Here is a 13,412-nt window from a genome sequence, read left to right as displayed (position 1 = left end):
AGTTTCGCACAGACCGACGCACGCAGTGCTGGGAGCTTCACATGCGCAGATCCGCGACTCTCGCCATGGCCGCCGCCCTGACCCTGGCCTCCGTCACCGCCTGGGCCGACCCGGTGAGCCAGACGGGCACCGGCGGCGGGCCCGCCACCACTGCCAAGGCGCCCCATACCGCCGCGACCGGCCAGACGGTGCCCAATCCCGGCGCCCTCGGCCCGAACGAGACCGGCAGCATCGAGCGCCGCGACGCCGTCGAGGAGCGCAACGACGCGATCACCCGCGGCATCTGCATTGGCTGCAACCGCTGATAGCGGCGGACCGACGGCTGCAGGGCGTCGGCAAGACCGCGCGCCTACGGCGTCCCGGCCATGACCGCGATTCATGGCCGGGGTGCGGTGGCCGCGGCCGGGGGTTGAAGCCCCGGCCGCTCTGGCCCAAATCAGCGCGCCTCACCGACCATGAACAGGAGTGAACACGTGGCAAACGAGTCTGTCGAACAGGCGGCAGAGAAGACCTATTTCGGCCTGACCCTCTCGCAGCACGCGGACCGGATCCGGAAGCTCGCGACGGAGCGGGGCCTGACCGGGGAGACGTTCGACCGCGTGACCGCGCAGGCCGTGGCAATGATCCCGACCATCAAGGTGACCGACGCCGCCCAGCGGTGAGCCGGGCCGGGCCGATCATCGCTCGGCCCGCAGCCCCTTGAGCATGCGCCGGGCGATGGTCCGCACGGCCTCATCGTCCCGCGCCTCGCCCTCGACCGTATCCCACAGGTGGACGAGGCTGCCCTCGAGCTCGTTCAGCAGCTCCGGGTTCTGCCGCGCCAGGAACCGCATCGTCCCGAACAGGAGATGCTCGGTCGCCATCTCGCGTCGGCGCGCCTCGGTGACGGGATCCGGGTGCGGCTCGGATGTCTGATCGCTCATGGCCGGCCAACGGTCCGCGCGGGCCGCGGTTCGCCGGGCCGTGCGCGGTGCGACGCCGCGGACGGCCCCGAGCCTCGACGACGCACGCGACCAGGAACAGCGCCGGACCGACACGGTTTTCCGGTCAGGAACGGGCGTCCGGAGAGGGCTGACGATGGCCGAGGCCGATCCGCGCAAACCCGGGGACGAGGCCCCGCCCGGCACGCCGGGCACCGGCGAGAACCTGTGCCGGACCTGTGGCGGCACCGGCAAGGTCGCCGACGCGCAGTGCTCCGATTGCCGGGGCAGCGGCACGGTGACGACCGGCATCGGCGGCGCCTGACGCCGTATCACCCGGCACGATCGGCGCGGAGACCGCGACGCGCTCAGCGCCGCAGCGCGCCGAGCCACGCGGTGAGCGGCTCCACGAACGCCGCCCAGGTCCGTGACCACACCGTGCCGGTGCGGGCGTCCGCCGGGCGCGCGCCGGACATCAGGGCCGCCACCAGGGCATCCTCGCGGGCCTTGCACTCGTCGAGGGCGTTGCGCTCGTCGCCGGCGCGGCTCTGCCCCGTCGGCTGATGCCCCGTGGCGTCCCGCAGGCAGCGGTGCCACGCGCGCTCCAGCTCGGCCGGATCGGTGGCTCCGGCGGCCGGCCCCGCAACCGCAGGTCCAGTGGTCAGGAGGAGCATCGCGGACAAGCTGAGCACCGGCATGCGCATGCTCGCTCTATGCCCGATTCGTGCCCCCGAGGGATAGAACGTAGCAGCAACAGTGGCCGCGGCTCGGCTCAGCGGCCGGTCAGCCGGTCAGCCGGCCCGGCCGTGCCTCGCCACCCGGCAGCCGTGATCCATCAGGTACTCGGCGCTGGCCTCAGGCTCCCGATAGGCGAGCAGGATCATCCCGCCCCGCGGATCCCCGGGATCGGCCTCCACCGCCGCGAAGCTCGCGTCGTGCAGGTGGCCCTGCCAGCTCGGCACGCGGGCCAGAGCGGCGAACGGGTTGAACGCCGCGACCGCGTCCGCCGGGACCCGCATGGCGAGGTAGGACACCTCCGCCAGCGGCACCGGGAACGGGGCCCAGCTGTCGCCGACGGCGTCGCCGTGGGCCTTGAGGGCCGCCGTGACGCTCCGGCGCATGCAGTCGAGGTGGATGTGCAGCTGATCCTGGCTGCGGCCGCCCACGGAATTCACCTCCAGGCCCACCGCGGAGGGGGGCAGGCGACCCTGCAGCGCGTCCGACACGTAGTGCCGGGCCGCGAGCGCCGCCCGCCAGTAGGCCGCTCCCCGCGGGCCCTGGAGCACGGGGGCCTCGATACCCGAGACGCTGTCGGTGGGCATCACCACCGTGTGGGTGGGCTGGCCCGGCGCCCGCAGCACCGCCGTTCCCGGGCGCGCCGCGTCGCCGAGATCGACCGCGAGGCAGGGAAAGCTCCGGCCCGCGGCCTTCTTGGCGAGCACGCAGCCCTGCAGCGCCACCCAGAGCACGTCCCGCACCGGATTGGCCGCGATGGCGGCCGGCATCACCGAGAAGGCGAGAAGGGTCGCGACGACCAGAGTACCACGCATGATCAGATGTTCCGGTCCCCGGCCGTCGTTATGATACGTCGGGCGGCGCGCCATCGTTGTACGCGGCCGCCGTCGCCGCGAGGTTACGTTTCCGCGATGCTGAGATCGAACGCGCAGTGGCACGGCCTGATACGGGTCGCGGCCTGGATCCTGGTGGCGCTGATCGCCGCGATCACGCTGGTGCCGATCGGCCTCCGCCCGGTGGTCACGGCCAATCCCAGCTACGAGCGCGTCGCGGCCTACGCACTGGCCGGGCTGCTCATGACGGTGGCCTACCCGCGGCACTGGCTCTGGATCCTGGCGGGCAGCGTCGTCCTGGCCGGCGGCCTGGAAGCCGGCCAGACCCTCACCGGGACCCGCCACGGCCGGTTCGACGACTTCCTGATCAAGGCCGCCGCCGGGCTCGTCGGCGCCCTGGCCGGCCGCCCGCTCGCGATCCTGGCCGACCGCGCCCTCGCCGGCGGCACCGCGGCCGGCACCACCCTGGCCGGCCGCGATCTGGGCGACCGCACCTGCGGCTGAGCCGTGTCCGCCGTCCCGCCCCTGCCGCCGGCGCATGGCCGCGGCGCCGGTCCGGTGCCGGACGACGGGCCGCGCGCGGAAACCGCCGAGCTTGACCCGCGTTGCCTTGAAGGGGCTCTCACGCGAGGTGCTGCATGTTCGGCGCGGCCAAGCTCACGGGACGGTTCTGGTTCCGCAAGACGTGGACGGGCAAGCTGGTCCTGCTCGTCGAGGAAGAGAGGCCGCGGTGGTTCAGCCGCACCGGCCTCACCAAGCTCCGCTGGCGCGACGCCCGCCTGCTCGACCTGGCCGAGGCGCCGATGCGCACCCTGATGACTCTCGAGCGCAGCTACCGCGCCGACTACGCGGCCGGGTCCGCGCGGGTCCTGCAGGCCGTCATCCCGCCCGGGACGCGGGGCGCGATCGCCACGCCGATCGGGACCGCGGCCAACGCCTGAGCGTCGCCGCGGCGCGAGGGCGCGGGCCGAGCATGGAGGGGCAGGGCTCGGCCCGCCTGTCGTTCGGCTTCTTACCCCCAAAGCCGGAGCGACCCTGTCAGTGACCACGGTCAGGGTTAACGCTTTGTGAAGAGCCCCGCCCGGTCCGGCCGGTCGGTGACGGCCGGAGGCGCCCGAGGATCCGGCAATCGGGGTGCCGGCGGGCGAAAGATCCGGCACGAAATGCGCCACTGATCTATGTTGGTATTCGCCACTCCATTCGGTAGATAACAGGCATAATGGGTTATCTTCGTGCAGATAAGGACTTGACTGTCGAGAAGCGAATGCACGTTCATGGATCACTCCCACGTGAGAGGCGCCCATGGAAGATAGCAATCCTGCACCGCATCAGGACCCGATCGATTTCGTCGAGCTGACCGCCGATATTGTTTCGGCTTATGTCGCCAACAACTCCGTTCCGGTTCCCGACCTCCCGTCGCTGCTGTCCGGCGTCCACGCCGCGCTGGCCGGTCTCGGGCACACGACGGTCACGTCGGAGCCCGAATTCAAGAAGGCGACGCCCGCGCAGATCAAGAAGTCGATCACGCCCGACGCCCTGATCAGCTTCATCGACGGCAAGCCGTACAAGACGCTCAAGCGGCATCTCACCGGCAACGGCATGACGATCGAGCAGTACCGGCAGCGCTACGGGCTGCCGCCGGACTACCCGACGACCGCGTCCAACTACTCGGCGATGCGCGCCGAGTTCGCCCGCAACGCCGGCCTCGGCCACAAGCGCCGCGGCCCGGCCGCCAAGCGGAGCGAGCCCGCGGAGACCGTCGCGGCGGAGGCCGGCGCCGGCACGAAGGCTCCCAAGAGCCGCAAGACCCGGAAGGCCGCCGCGGAGGCGTGAGGCCCTGGCCGCGCGCTCCGGCGCGCACTGCCGGCGCCCCGCGCGCCAGGACCTGAGATGACGGGACCGGGGACGGCCTCGCCGGACCCACCCGTCACCTCCCGGCCGGTCCCGGACCGGCGCGCGTCGGAACGACCCCTGCGGCCAGCCGTTGGGCCGGTTGAACGCCCGACCGCGCGACGGAGCCACGCTTGACCCGATCGATCCCCGCCCTCGTCCTCGCCGCCGCCACGCTGGCCGCCCTTCCGGCCGCAGCCCGGGCGCAGGATCGGCCCGGCCCCGGGGCGGCGCCACCGGCCGAGACCGCGCCGAAGCCGGCAGCCGACACGAAGGACCCGGGCAAGACCGCGACGGAGGCCGTCACGCATCCCTCCGCCGTGCCGCCGACGGAGGGCGCGGTCGGCACCGGCAAGCCCCCGGCCACGGGCGACGCCCCGACGACCGGCCGGTAAAGTCCCCCCACCCCCAACCCTGTCCGCCCACCGCCCCCCCGGCCGGCGGCCACATCCCCGTCGCGGCCGAGCCTCGTTCCGGCCGCGCATCGGCCCTGTCGGGCGAGGTGAGCCGGATCATGCGTCCAGACCGGGCCGTTCACGCCGGCCGCGCGCCCATCGTCCGCGCTCGAAACCCGGCACGTCCCTGGTGGCGCCTGCTGCGCCGGCACAGCACCGGCATCGCCGCGCCGGACCCGCGTCTCTGGGCCCTGACCCTGGCGATCGTCGCGGTCGACGCCGTCTGGATGGCCGCGTCCGGGATCGCCGCCGAGCCCCTGGGCTTCGCGCTCGCGGGCCTCGCCGTCCTCGTCCTGCTGAGCGCCGCCGCCTGCCTGAGCACGGTGAAGTCCGACCCGCCCCTGCGCGGCATGGCCCTGGCGAGCGCGTTCCTCATCGCCTTCACGGTGCCGGTGGCGGTCCTGCACTTCCTCGCCGCCGGGATCGGGCTGCCCTTCGTCGATCCCGCGCTGGCCCGCATCGAGGCCGCCCTCGGCTTCGACTGGACCGGTCACGTGGCGTTCCTGGCGCGGCACCCGACGCTGTCATGGTGGCTGGCGCTCGCCTACCATTCGAGCGGCCCGCAGGTCGGGCTCGTGGTGATCGCGCTGAGCGCGACCCGCCGCCTCGGCCGGCTCTGGACCTACATCCGGCTGTTTTCCGCGACGCTGCTGTGCGTGATCGTCCTCGCCGCCCTGCTGCCGGCCCTCGGCCCCTACGCCCACTACGCCCCGCGGGTCGTCCCGTCCGAGCCCCTGGAGACGGTCGGCGCGCTCTGGCACCTGGAGCCGGTGGCGCGGCTGCGGGCCGGCACCCTGCACACGCTGGCGCTCGGTGACCTGCGCGGCCTCGCGACCTTCCCGTCCTTCCACGTGTGCCTCGCGATCCTCACGGCCTGGGCGCTGGCGCCGATGCCGCTCCTCGGCCCCCTGGCCGTCCTGCTGAACGCCGCCGTGATCGTCGCGACCGTCGGGTCGGGCGGTCACTACCTGCCGGACGTGCTGGCGGGCGGCCTCCTGGCCCTCGCGGCCCTGGCCTGCCGCGCCCGGCGGCGCGGGTCGACGGCCGATCCCGCCGGGCGCGATCCCGCCATCCGGAGGATCGACGCGCTCGAGGCGATCCGGCCCGCCGACGCCTGAGAACGGGTCGGGCCGCGAACATCCCCGCGCCCGGCGGATGGGCCAGGGAGCGGGGAAGGCGCGACGATGACCCGGACCCGGTGGACGATCCGCGGTTCCGCCGCCGCGCGGCTCCGGTCGATGTCCGAGAGGCCCACGGGCGCTGACGGCACCGCCCGGATCCCGCGGCCCCGACGGCCCCGCTTGCCCCCCGACCCCGCGCTCCATAGATCCCGACGATGACGGCACTCCCCTTCGACAACAGCTACGCCCGCCTGCCGGAGCGCTTCTACGCCCGCCAGCCGCCGACGCCCGTGGCGGCGCCGCGCCTCGTCCGGCTGAACCGCGCGCTCACCGAGGAGCTCGGTCTCGATCCGGACTGGCTCGCCGGCCCGGACGGCGTCGCCGCGCTCGCGGGGAACGCGGTCCCGGACGGCGCCGACCCGATCGCCGCGGCCTATGCCGGGCACCAGTTCGGCCAGTTCGTGCCCCAGCTCGGCGACGGCCGCGCGGTCCTGCTCGGCGAGATCGTCGACCGGAACGGGCGCCGCCGCGACATCCAGCTGAAGGGCGCGGGCCCGACGCCGTTCTCCCGGCGGGGCGACGGGCGGGCGGCGCTCGGCCCGGTCCTGCGCGAGTACCTCGTCAGCGAGGCCATGGCGGCGCTCGGCATCCCGACCACCCGGGCCCTCGCCGCCGTGACGACCGGCGAGCCGGTGGTGCGCGAGACGCTCCTGCCGGGCGCGGTCCTCACGCGCGTGGCGGCGAGCCACATCCGGGTCGGCACCTTCCAGTTCTTCGCGGCGCGGGGCGACGTCGAGGGGCTGCGGGCGCTCGCCGACCACGTCGTCGCCCGGCACCATCCGGACGCGGCCGGGGCCGGCAATCCCTACCGGGCGCTGCTGGAGGGCGTCGTCGCGGCCCAGGCGGCCGTCGTCGCCCGCTGGTTGCACGTCGGCTTCGTCCACGGTGTGATGAACACCGACAACATGTCGGTCGCGGGCGAGACGATCGATTACGGGCCCTGCGCGTTCCTCGACGCCTACGATCCCCGGACGGTCTACAGCTCCATCGACCGCAACGGCCGCTACGCCTACGGCCAGCAGCCGCGGATCGCGCTCTGGAACCTGACCCGCCTCGCCGAGACCCTGCTGCCGCTCCTCGCCGAGGGCGAGGACGCCGCCGTCGCCGAGGCCGAGGCGGCGCTGGCCACCTTCGCGCCGCGCTTCGAGGCGGCCTATCACGGCGGCCTCGCCCGCAAGCTCGGCCTCGCCGAGACCCGCGACGGCGACGCCGAGCTGGCGGGCGACCTCCTCAAGGGCATGGCCGAGAACCAGGCCGACTTCACCCTGACGTTCCGCCGGCTCTGCGACGCGGCGGCGCGGCCTGAGGCCGACGCCGCCGTGCGCGACCTGTTCGTCGACCCGACGCGCTACGATGCCTGGGCGGCCGCGTGGTGCGCGCGGCTGGCGCAGGAGGCACGCGACCCGGTCGAGACCGCCGCCGCGATGCGCCGGGAGAACCCGGCCTTCATCCCGCGCAACCACCGGGTCGAGGCGATGATCGAGGCCGCCGTGGAGCGGGACGACTTCGCGCCGTTCGCGACGCTCCTCGCCGTCCTGGCCCGCCCCTACGACGACCAGCCGGACCACGCCGCCTTCGCGGAGGCGCCCGCGGGCGGCGGCGTCGGCTACCGGACCTTCTGCGGCACCTGAGCCCGCGCGCCGCCGGTCAGGACCGCGGCCACGTGAAGATCTCGCGCAGCCCGCCCGCGTGGCGAAACCAGTGGACGCGGGTCGCTGGATTGAAACCGTGATCCTGGTACGAAGTGGCGATCACCGACACGAGAGTCTCGGCCGCCGAGCGGTCGTGAATGTCGTAGGCCAGAAGTTTGGGAGTACCGTCGGTCTCGCGGGTGAGATCGCGAACCAGAATCGAATACGACATATCCCCCCTCCTTTCGACACAAAGCATGTACTCAAGATTATATCGCCAAAGCCAGGATCGTTCGCGGAAGGATCGTGTAAAGGTTAAACAACGTTAACGGGAATGTGTTGATTTGATACGGCCCCGGTTGGACGCGCCGGGCGCGCAGGTCTTCGCGGGGGTCGCGCGGCCCGCGACGCCGGAGCGATCCGGTTCGAAAGACGCGGCTGTCGACCGGGTTCGGGCACCGAATCACACTGCGGCGCCGGCCCGAAAGCTGTTCCCGAGCGTGTCGCAGCGGTCTCGACGGACGACGATTCGGGCGGAGTCAGTCGCGCCCTGCCCCCTCTCCCGTGCGGCACAGGCTCGGTGCGCCTCCGCCTCAACTTGATCGGGACCGGCCCTAAATCTCGGACGGCGTGCGCCCGACCGGACCGACGGAGCGCGGGGCAGACCTGGAGGGCATGGTGAAGCGGATCCGGGCAGGGCTCGTCGCGGCAGGGCTCGCGTTGCTGGCCGCCCAGTGCGCGCCCGCGCCCGGCGCGCCGGCGGCCGGGATCGTCGTCGCCTCCAAGCTCGACACGGAGGGCGGGGTGCTCGGGAACATCATCCTGCAGGCGCTCCAGGCCCGGGGCCTGCCGACCGTCGACAAGATCCAGCTCGGCGCCACCGCGATCGTCCGCCAGGCCCTGATCGAGGGGCAGATCGACATCTATCCCGAATACACCGGCAACGCGGCGTTCTTCTTCGGGAAGGCCGATCTCCCGGTCTGGAAGGACCCGGAGGCGGCCTACCGCACGGCCCGGGACCTGGATCGCGCGGCCAACGACCTCGTCTGGCTGACGCCCGCCTCGGCCAACAACACCTGGGCGATCGCGGTGCGCGAGGAGATCGCGCGGGCCGCGGGCCTGAGGACCATGAGCGACTTCGGCCGCTACGTGGCGGGCGGCGGCGCGATCAAGCTCGCCGCCTCCTCGGAATTCGTGACCAGCCCGGGGGCGCTGCCGGCCTTCGGCCGGGCCTACGGCTTCACCCTCCGGCCGGACCAGCTCGTCATTCTGGCCGGCGGCGACACGGCCGCGACGATCGCGGCGGCGGCGCGGGGCACCTCCGGCACGAACGCCGCCATGGTGTTCGGCACCGACGGCAGCATGGCGGTCGCGCGCCTCGTCATGCTGGACGACGACAAGGGCGTCCAGCCAGTCTACCAGCCGGCGCCGGTGGTCCGCGGCGCGGTCCTCAAGGCCCATCCGGAGATCGCCGCGGTGCTGAACCCGATCTTCCGCAGGCTCGATCTGGCCACGCTCCGGGATCTCAACGGCCGGGTCCAGATCGGCGGCGAGCCGGCCTCCGCGGTCGCGGCGGACTTCCTCCGCCAGAACGGGTTCGTGCGGTGAGCCGGCCGCGCGGGCAGCGCGGCGCGACGCGCCCTCACCGGCGGAGCCGTCCGCGGCCCGCGGGATCCCGCGTCGACAAGCCGGGGCTCCGCCGGCAAGGATGCGCGGCGGGGCGCCCGAGAGCGTCGCGACGCCGGTGACCCGCCTCATGAGACCCGCCGCATTTCCGTCCATCGTCGCGCCCCCGGGCGCCGCCGCAGCGTGAGGATGGGGGAATCCCTCGCGACCGGGCGGTTTCGCCCGGGCGTCGATCCGCTGGGCGCGGCCTTCGCGGCCGTCCTGGCACTGAGCCTGCTCGCCTTGCCGCTGATGACGACCCGGCCGAACCGGATCGCGGCCGGCACCGCGCTGACGGCGTGGTCGGCGCTCCCCCCCGGCGCGGCGCTCCTCCTCGGGGGCGTCGTCGCCCTCGCGCTGCCGCCGCTGGTCCTGCGGTCGGCGCCGATCCTGCGGCTGGCCGCCGCCGCCGCGATCCTGCTGCTGCTCGGCCTCGCGGCCGGCTGGGCGGCCGAGCACCTGACCGCGCCGGGCGACCGGTACGGCCGGGTCTCGCCGGACGCGGGCTGGTGGCTCGCCTTCGTCACGGCGGCCCTCGCGGCCGGCGACGGGCTGGGGCGGCTGCGGCCGGGACCGGTCCTGCGGATCGCCGCACTCGCCCTGCTGGTCGCCGCGACGGGGCTCGCCCTGCGCACCGGCTTCTGGGACAACCTCTCGGTCCTGCGGGAATATGCCAGTCGCTCCGACACGTTCGGCCGGGAGCTGCGGACCCACGCCGCCCTCGCCCTCGCCTCGGTGGCGGCCGCCGCCCTGGTCGGGATCCCGGCGGCCGTGCTGGCGCGCCCGGTCCCGCCCCTGCGGGCGGGCCTGCTCACGGGCCTCAACGTCGTGCAGACCGTCCCGTCCATGGCGCTGTTCGGCATGCTGATCGCGCCCCTGGCCTGGATCGGCCGTGAGGTGCCGGGCGCGGCCGCCCTCGGCATCGCGGGGATCGGCGCCGCGCCGGCCTTCGTGGCGCTGTTCGCCTACGCGCTCCTGCCCGTGGCCGCCGCGACCGTCGCGGGCCTCGACGCGGTGCCCTGGCCGGTGCGCGACGCCGCCCGGGGCGTCGGCATGACCGCGCGCCAGCAGCTGTTCCAGGTCGACCTGCCCCTCGCCCTGCCGGCGATCCTGACCGGGATCCGGATCGTCCTCGTCCAGAATATCGGCCTCGCGGTGATCGCGGGTCTCGTGGGCGGCGGCGGCCTCGGCGTGTTCGTCTTCCAGGGCATCAGCCAGAACGCGGGCGACCTCGTCCTGCTCGGCGCGCTGCCGACCGTCGCCATGGCGACCGGCGCCGCGGTGCTGCTCGACGCCGTCATCGACCTGAACCGCGGCCGCGCGGCGGAGCGGATCCCATGATCGACCTCGCCGGGGTGAGCCGCGTCTTCGAGGGGCGCACGGTGGTGGCGGACGTCACCCTGCGGGTCGAGGCCGGGGCGATCCTGACGGTGGTCGGCACCTCGGGATCGGGCAAGACCACCCTGCTGCGGATGATCAACCGCCTGATCGAGCCGAGCGCCGGGACGATCCGGATCGCGGGCCGGGACGTCCGGGAGGTGCCGCCGCACCTGCTGCGGCGCGGGATCGGCTACGCCATCCAGGGCCACGGGCTGTTCCCCCACCGCACGGTCGCGGAGAACATCGCGGTGGTGCCGAAGCTCGTCGGCTGGGACCGCCGGCGGATCGCCGCGCGGGTCGACGAGCTCCTCGGCCTGTTCAACCTCGATCCGGCGATCTACCGGGACCGCCTGCCGGCGGCGCTCTCCGGCGGCGAGCAGCAGCGGATCGGCGTCGCCCGGGCGCTCGCGGCCGAGCCGCCGATCCTGCTCATGGACGAGCCCTTCGGCGCCCTCGATCCGATCATCCGCGGGCGGGCGCAGGCGGATCTGCTGGCGATCCAGGCGCGCTACGGCACCACGATCGTGCTGGTGACCCACGACATGACCGAGGCCCTGCATCTCGGCGACCGGGTCGCCGTGATGGATGGCGGGCGCCTCGTGCAGGAGGCCGCCCCGGCGGACCTCGTCGGCGCGCCCGCCACCGCCTTCGTCGGCGCCCTCCTCGGCAGCGGCGACCGGGCCTTCCAGCTCATGGCCCTGCGCGCCGTGGACGACCTGGTCGAGCCCGGCCCGGCGCCGGGCCCGCCCATCCCGGCCGGAACCACGGTGCGGGCCGCCCTCGCCGAGAGCCTGTGGTCCCGGCGCCCGGCGCTGCCGGTCAGCCGCGACGGCGTCGTCCTGGGCCGGGTGACGCGGGAGGCCCTCGAGGCGCGGGGCGCCCGGCCGTGATCCGCGCCCGGCAGATCGCCCGGGCCGGGCTCCTCGCCCTGCTCGGGGCGTTCCTGGTCGCTCCGGGGTGGTTCGCGCCCCTGTTCCGGCCCTTCGCCCCCGGCGACACGCCGCCGATCTACGCCCAGACGCCGCTGCTGACGCTCGCCGTCAACCACCTCCTGCTCGTCGCCACCGCGACCGTGACCGCGGCCGTGATCGCCCTCGGCCTCGCGGTCGCGGCCACGCGGCCGGCCGGCCGCGACGTGCTGCCCTTCGCCCGGTCGGTGGCCCGAATCGGGCAGACCTTCCCGCCCGTCGCGGTCCTGGCCCTGGCCGTGCCGATCCTCGGGTTCGGCGCGGTCCCGACCCTGATCGCCCTCGTCCTCTACGGGCTCCTGCCGATCTTCGAGACCGCGCTCACCGGGCTCGAGGATCTCGACCCGGCGCTGATGGAGGCCGCCCGCGGCATGGGTCTGACCGACCGGCAGCGACTCGTCCGCGTCGAGCTGCCCCTGGCGCTGCCGATGATCCTGTCGGGAATCCGCCTCGCCGCGATCATCGGGCTGGCGACGGCGACCATCGGCTCCACGGTCGCGGCCAGCACCCTCGGCGAGGTGATCATCTCCGGCCTGCTGACCGGCAACACCGCCTACGTCCTGCAGGGCGGCCTCGTCGTGTCCGCGCTGGCGCTCCTGATCGACGGCGGTTTCCGCCGACTCGAGCGCGGCGCGGCACGCCGGGCTGGATTTCCTTCCTAGAGGCGACTAGAAGGCCAGCGGGGCCGTACGCGCGGCCCTGGGGCGTGGAACCCCCTGTCTGATGGTCGGTGCCGACCACAACGGCACCCGTATCCTTGGCCACACGGTCGGGGAGCCTGCGGCGTATGTCCAGGCGTTCCGGCGCTAAAGGTCGTAGGGACCGTTCAGACACGGTTTTCCAACTCCCCGACTCGGGATGGTCGAAGGCTCGCTCGCGGGGGCGCACCGCGAGCCAGGGCCCGCCGGGAGGATGGGCCATGGGTTCCAGCGATCCCGAGACGCGCAGGCGGCAGCTCGACCGGCTGCGCGCGGCCTACGAGGCCCGCGCGGGCCGGCCGGACCTCACGGCCATCGGCAGCGGTGCGCGGCACTCGCGGGTGCTCCTGGGACGGATCCTCGTGGTGCTCGGCGGCCTGCCGGACGGGGCCGGACTGCCGGCGATCGGTCCGGGCGGGAACGGACGCGCCCAGACGTAGCCGCGCGGGTCGCGGCGCCGGACGGCCGGCGAGACGCGCGGCCGCGGCGGCCTGACCGGCACGGAGGCTGGCGCGAAACCGGATCGACGGATCCGGTGCGACGGGACAGGCGGGTCGACCGGCGATAAGACGCTGCCCATGACGTCGCCCATGACGCCCGCCGACCGGGACCGGTTCGAGAAGTGCCTCGCGCTCGCCGATCAGGGGGCCACGGCGGGCGAGCGCGCGGCCGCCCGGGCGGCCGCCGAGCGCATCGCCCGGGGCGCCGGGCTGACCCTCGCGGCGGCGGCCGAGGCGCTCCGGCGGAGCGGGCAGGCCTCCGCCGATCGGGCGGCCCGCCCGCCCCCGCCCCGGCGGTCCTATCCCTGGGCGCAACCCAAGGAACCGGTGACACCCGTCACGGTCGAGGAATTGCTGCGCCAGAAGGCCGAGACGGAGGCGTGGCGCAAGCGCAGCGCGGCCGCCGCCGACCGCCGCCGGAAGCGGGAGCGCGCCGACCAGGAGGCCTACGTGGCGGAGCAGCGCGCCCGGCAGGCGGAGCGCGACCGGGACTGGGCGCGCACCCGCGCGGATCCCCCGGGGGCGCCGGAGGACGGGACCTGAGCGCCGGTCGGCC

General features: G+C 74.4%; 19 protein-coding genes. 15 read left to right on the top strand and 4 right to left on the bottom strand.

What is annotated here, in order from left to right:
• Positions 1-41 precede the first annotated feature (41 nt).
• Both ASG32_RS04050 and ASG32_RS04045 read left to right on the top strand, forming a co-directional pair.
• Complete coding sequence (locus ASG32_RS04050; RefSeq protein WP_026604594.1) at positions 42-305, top strand: hypothetical protein; 264 nt, start codon at positions 42-44, stop codon at positions 303-305.
• Positions 306-473: 168 nt separating this feature from the next.
• Positions 474-662, top strand: a complete 189-nt coding sequence (locus ASG32_RS04045) for a hypothetical protein (RefSeq protein WP_020090982.1) — start codon at positions 474-476, stop codon at positions 660-662.
• A 15-nt stretch (positions 663-677) separates the two neighbouring features.
• On the opposite strand, the gene ASG32_RS04040 is transcribed toward ASG32_RS04045, so the two are convergent.
• Entirely contained in the window at positions 678-923 is a 246-nt protein-coding gene (locus ASG32_RS04040; protein ID WP_199866075.1) for a hypothetical protein, read from the bottom strand.
• Positions 924-1,077: 154 nt separating this feature from the next.
• On the opposite strand from ASG32_RS04040, the gene ASG32_RS34340 reads away from it, so the two are divergent.
• Positions 1,078-1,245, top strand: coding sequence for a hypothetical protein (locus ASG32_RS34340; protein WP_020090984.1), 168 nt, complete (start codon positions 1,078-1,080; stop codon positions 1,243-1,245).
• Between the two features lie 43 nt (positions 1,246-1,288).
• Here ASG32_RS34340 and ASG32_RS04035 read toward each other — a convergent pair whose 3' ends face one another.
• Together ASG32_RS04035 and ASG32_RS04030 are read right to left on the bottom strand one after the other, a co-directional pair.
• A complete protein-coding gene (locus ASG32_RS04035; RefSeq protein ID WP_244491794.1) occupies positions 1,289-1,618 on the bottom strand; it encodes a hypothetical protein in 330 nt (109 codons plus the stop codon).
• Between the two features lie 93 nt (positions 1,619-1,711).
• A complete protein-coding gene (locus tag ASG32_RS04030) occupies positions 1,712-2,470 on the bottom strand; it encodes a CDP-diacylglycerol diphosphatase (RefSeq protein ID WP_056523191.1) in 759 nt (252 codons plus the stop codon).
• A gap of 96 nt (positions 2,471-2,566) precedes the next feature.
• On the opposite strand from ASG32_RS04030, the gene ASG32_RS04025 reads away from it, so the two are divergent.
• The 6 genes from ASG32_RS04025 (at position 2,567) to ASG32_RS04000 (ending at position 7,645) form a co-directional block, all read left to right on the top strand.
• A complete protein-coding gene (locus ASG32_RS04025; protein ID WP_056522893.1) occupies positions 2,567-2,992 on the top strand; it encodes a hypothetical protein in 426 nt (141 codons plus the stop codon).
• A gap of 134 nt (positions 2,993-3,126) precedes the next feature.
• Positions 3,127-3,429: a hypothetical protein gene (locus tag ASG32_RS04020; protein WP_056522891.1), complete on the top strand. Its 303-nt coding sequence runs from the start codon at positions 3,127-3,129 to the stop codon at positions 3,427-3,429.
• 361 nt (positions 3,430-3,790) lie between these two features.
• Positions 3,791-4,321, top strand: a complete 531-nt coding sequence (locus ASG32_RS04015; protein WP_056522889.1) for a MucR family transcriptional regulator — start codon at positions 3,791-3,793, stop codon at positions 4,319-4,321.
• 191 nt (positions 4,322-4,512) lie between these two features.
• Entirely contained in the window at positions 4,513-4,773 is a 261-nt protein-coding gene (locus ASG32_RS04010; protein ID WP_020090990.1) for a hypothetical protein, read from the top strand.
• Between the two features lie 119 nt (positions 4,774-4,892).
• Positions 4,893-5,951 (top strand): phosphatase PAP2 family protein, encoded by a 1,059-nt coding sequence (locus ASG32_RS04005; RefSeq protein WP_056522887.1) that lies wholly within the window; start codon positions 4,893-4,895, stop codon positions 5,949-5,951.
• Positions 5,952-6,169: 218 nt separating this feature from the next.
• A complete protein-coding gene (locus ASG32_RS04000) occupies positions 6,170-7,645 on the top strand; it encodes a protein adenylyltransferase SelO (RefSeq protein WP_056522885.1) in 1,476 nt (491 codons plus the stop codon).
• 16 nt (positions 7,646-7,661) lie between these two features.
• Here the strand turns inward: ASG32_RS04000 and ASG32_RS03995 are convergent, their stop codons facing one another.
• Complete coding sequence (locus ASG32_RS03995; protein ID WP_056522883.1) at positions 7,662-7,877, bottom strand: hypothetical protein; 216 nt, start codon at positions 7,875-7,877, stop codon at positions 7,662-7,664.
• 443 nt (positions 7,878-8,320) lie between these two features.
• Here ASG32_RS03995 and ASG32_RS03990 point away from each other — a divergent pair, with 443 nt between their 5' ends.
• The 6 genes from ASG32_RS03990 (at position 8,321) to ASG32_RS03965 (ending at position 13,399) form a co-directional block, all read left to right on the top strand.
• The gene (locus ASG32_RS03990; RefSeq protein WP_056522880.1) at positions 8,321-9,253 is read left to right on the top strand and encodes an ABC transporter substrate-binding protein; all 933 of its coding nucleotides are present in this window, start codon (positions 8,321-8,323) and stop codon (positions 9,251-9,253) included.
• A 207-nt stretch (positions 9,254-9,460) separates the two neighbouring features.
• Positions 9,461-10,651, top strand: a complete 1,191-nt coding sequence (locus ASG32_RS03985) for an ABC transporter permease (RefSeq protein WP_056522878.1) — start codon at positions 9,461-9,463, stop codon at positions 10,649-10,651.
• Positions 10,648-11,580, top strand: coding sequence for an ABC transporter ATP-binding protein (locus ASG32_RS03980; protein ID WP_056522875.1), 933 nt, complete (start codon positions 10,648-10,650; stop codon positions 11,578-11,580). Before ASG32_RS03985 ends, ASG32_RS03980 begins: the two co-directional genes overlap by 4 nt.
• A complete protein-coding gene (locus ASG32_RS03975; protein WP_199866074.1) occupies positions 11,577-12,320 on the top strand; it encodes an ABC transporter permease in 744 nt (247 codons plus the stop codon). Before ASG32_RS03980 ends, ASG32_RS03975 begins: the two co-directional genes overlap by 4 nt.
• 257 nt (positions 12,321-12,577) lie before the next feature.
• Positions 12,578-12,796 (top strand): hypothetical protein, encoded by a 219-nt coding sequence (locus tag ASG32_RS03970; protein ID WP_020090998.1) that lies wholly within the window; start codon positions 12,578-12,580, stop codon positions 12,794-12,796.
• A gap of 138 nt (positions 12,797-12,934) precedes the next feature.
• Positions 12,935-13,399 (top strand): hypothetical protein, encoded by a 465-nt coding sequence (locus tag ASG32_RS03965; protein ID WP_020090999.1) that lies wholly within the window; start codon positions 12,935-12,937, stop codon positions 13,397-13,399.
• Positions 13,400-13,412: the final 13 nt, after the last annotated feature.

Origin of the sequence: Methylobacterium sp. Leaf361 (genome assembly GCF_001424445.1) — a bacterium.
In the GTDB taxonomy this organism is placed as follows: Bacteria; Pseudomonadota; Alphaproteobacteria; order Rhizobiales; family Beijerinckiaceae; genus Methylobacterium.
This window is presented reverse-complemented; position numbering and strand designations above follow the sequence as displayed.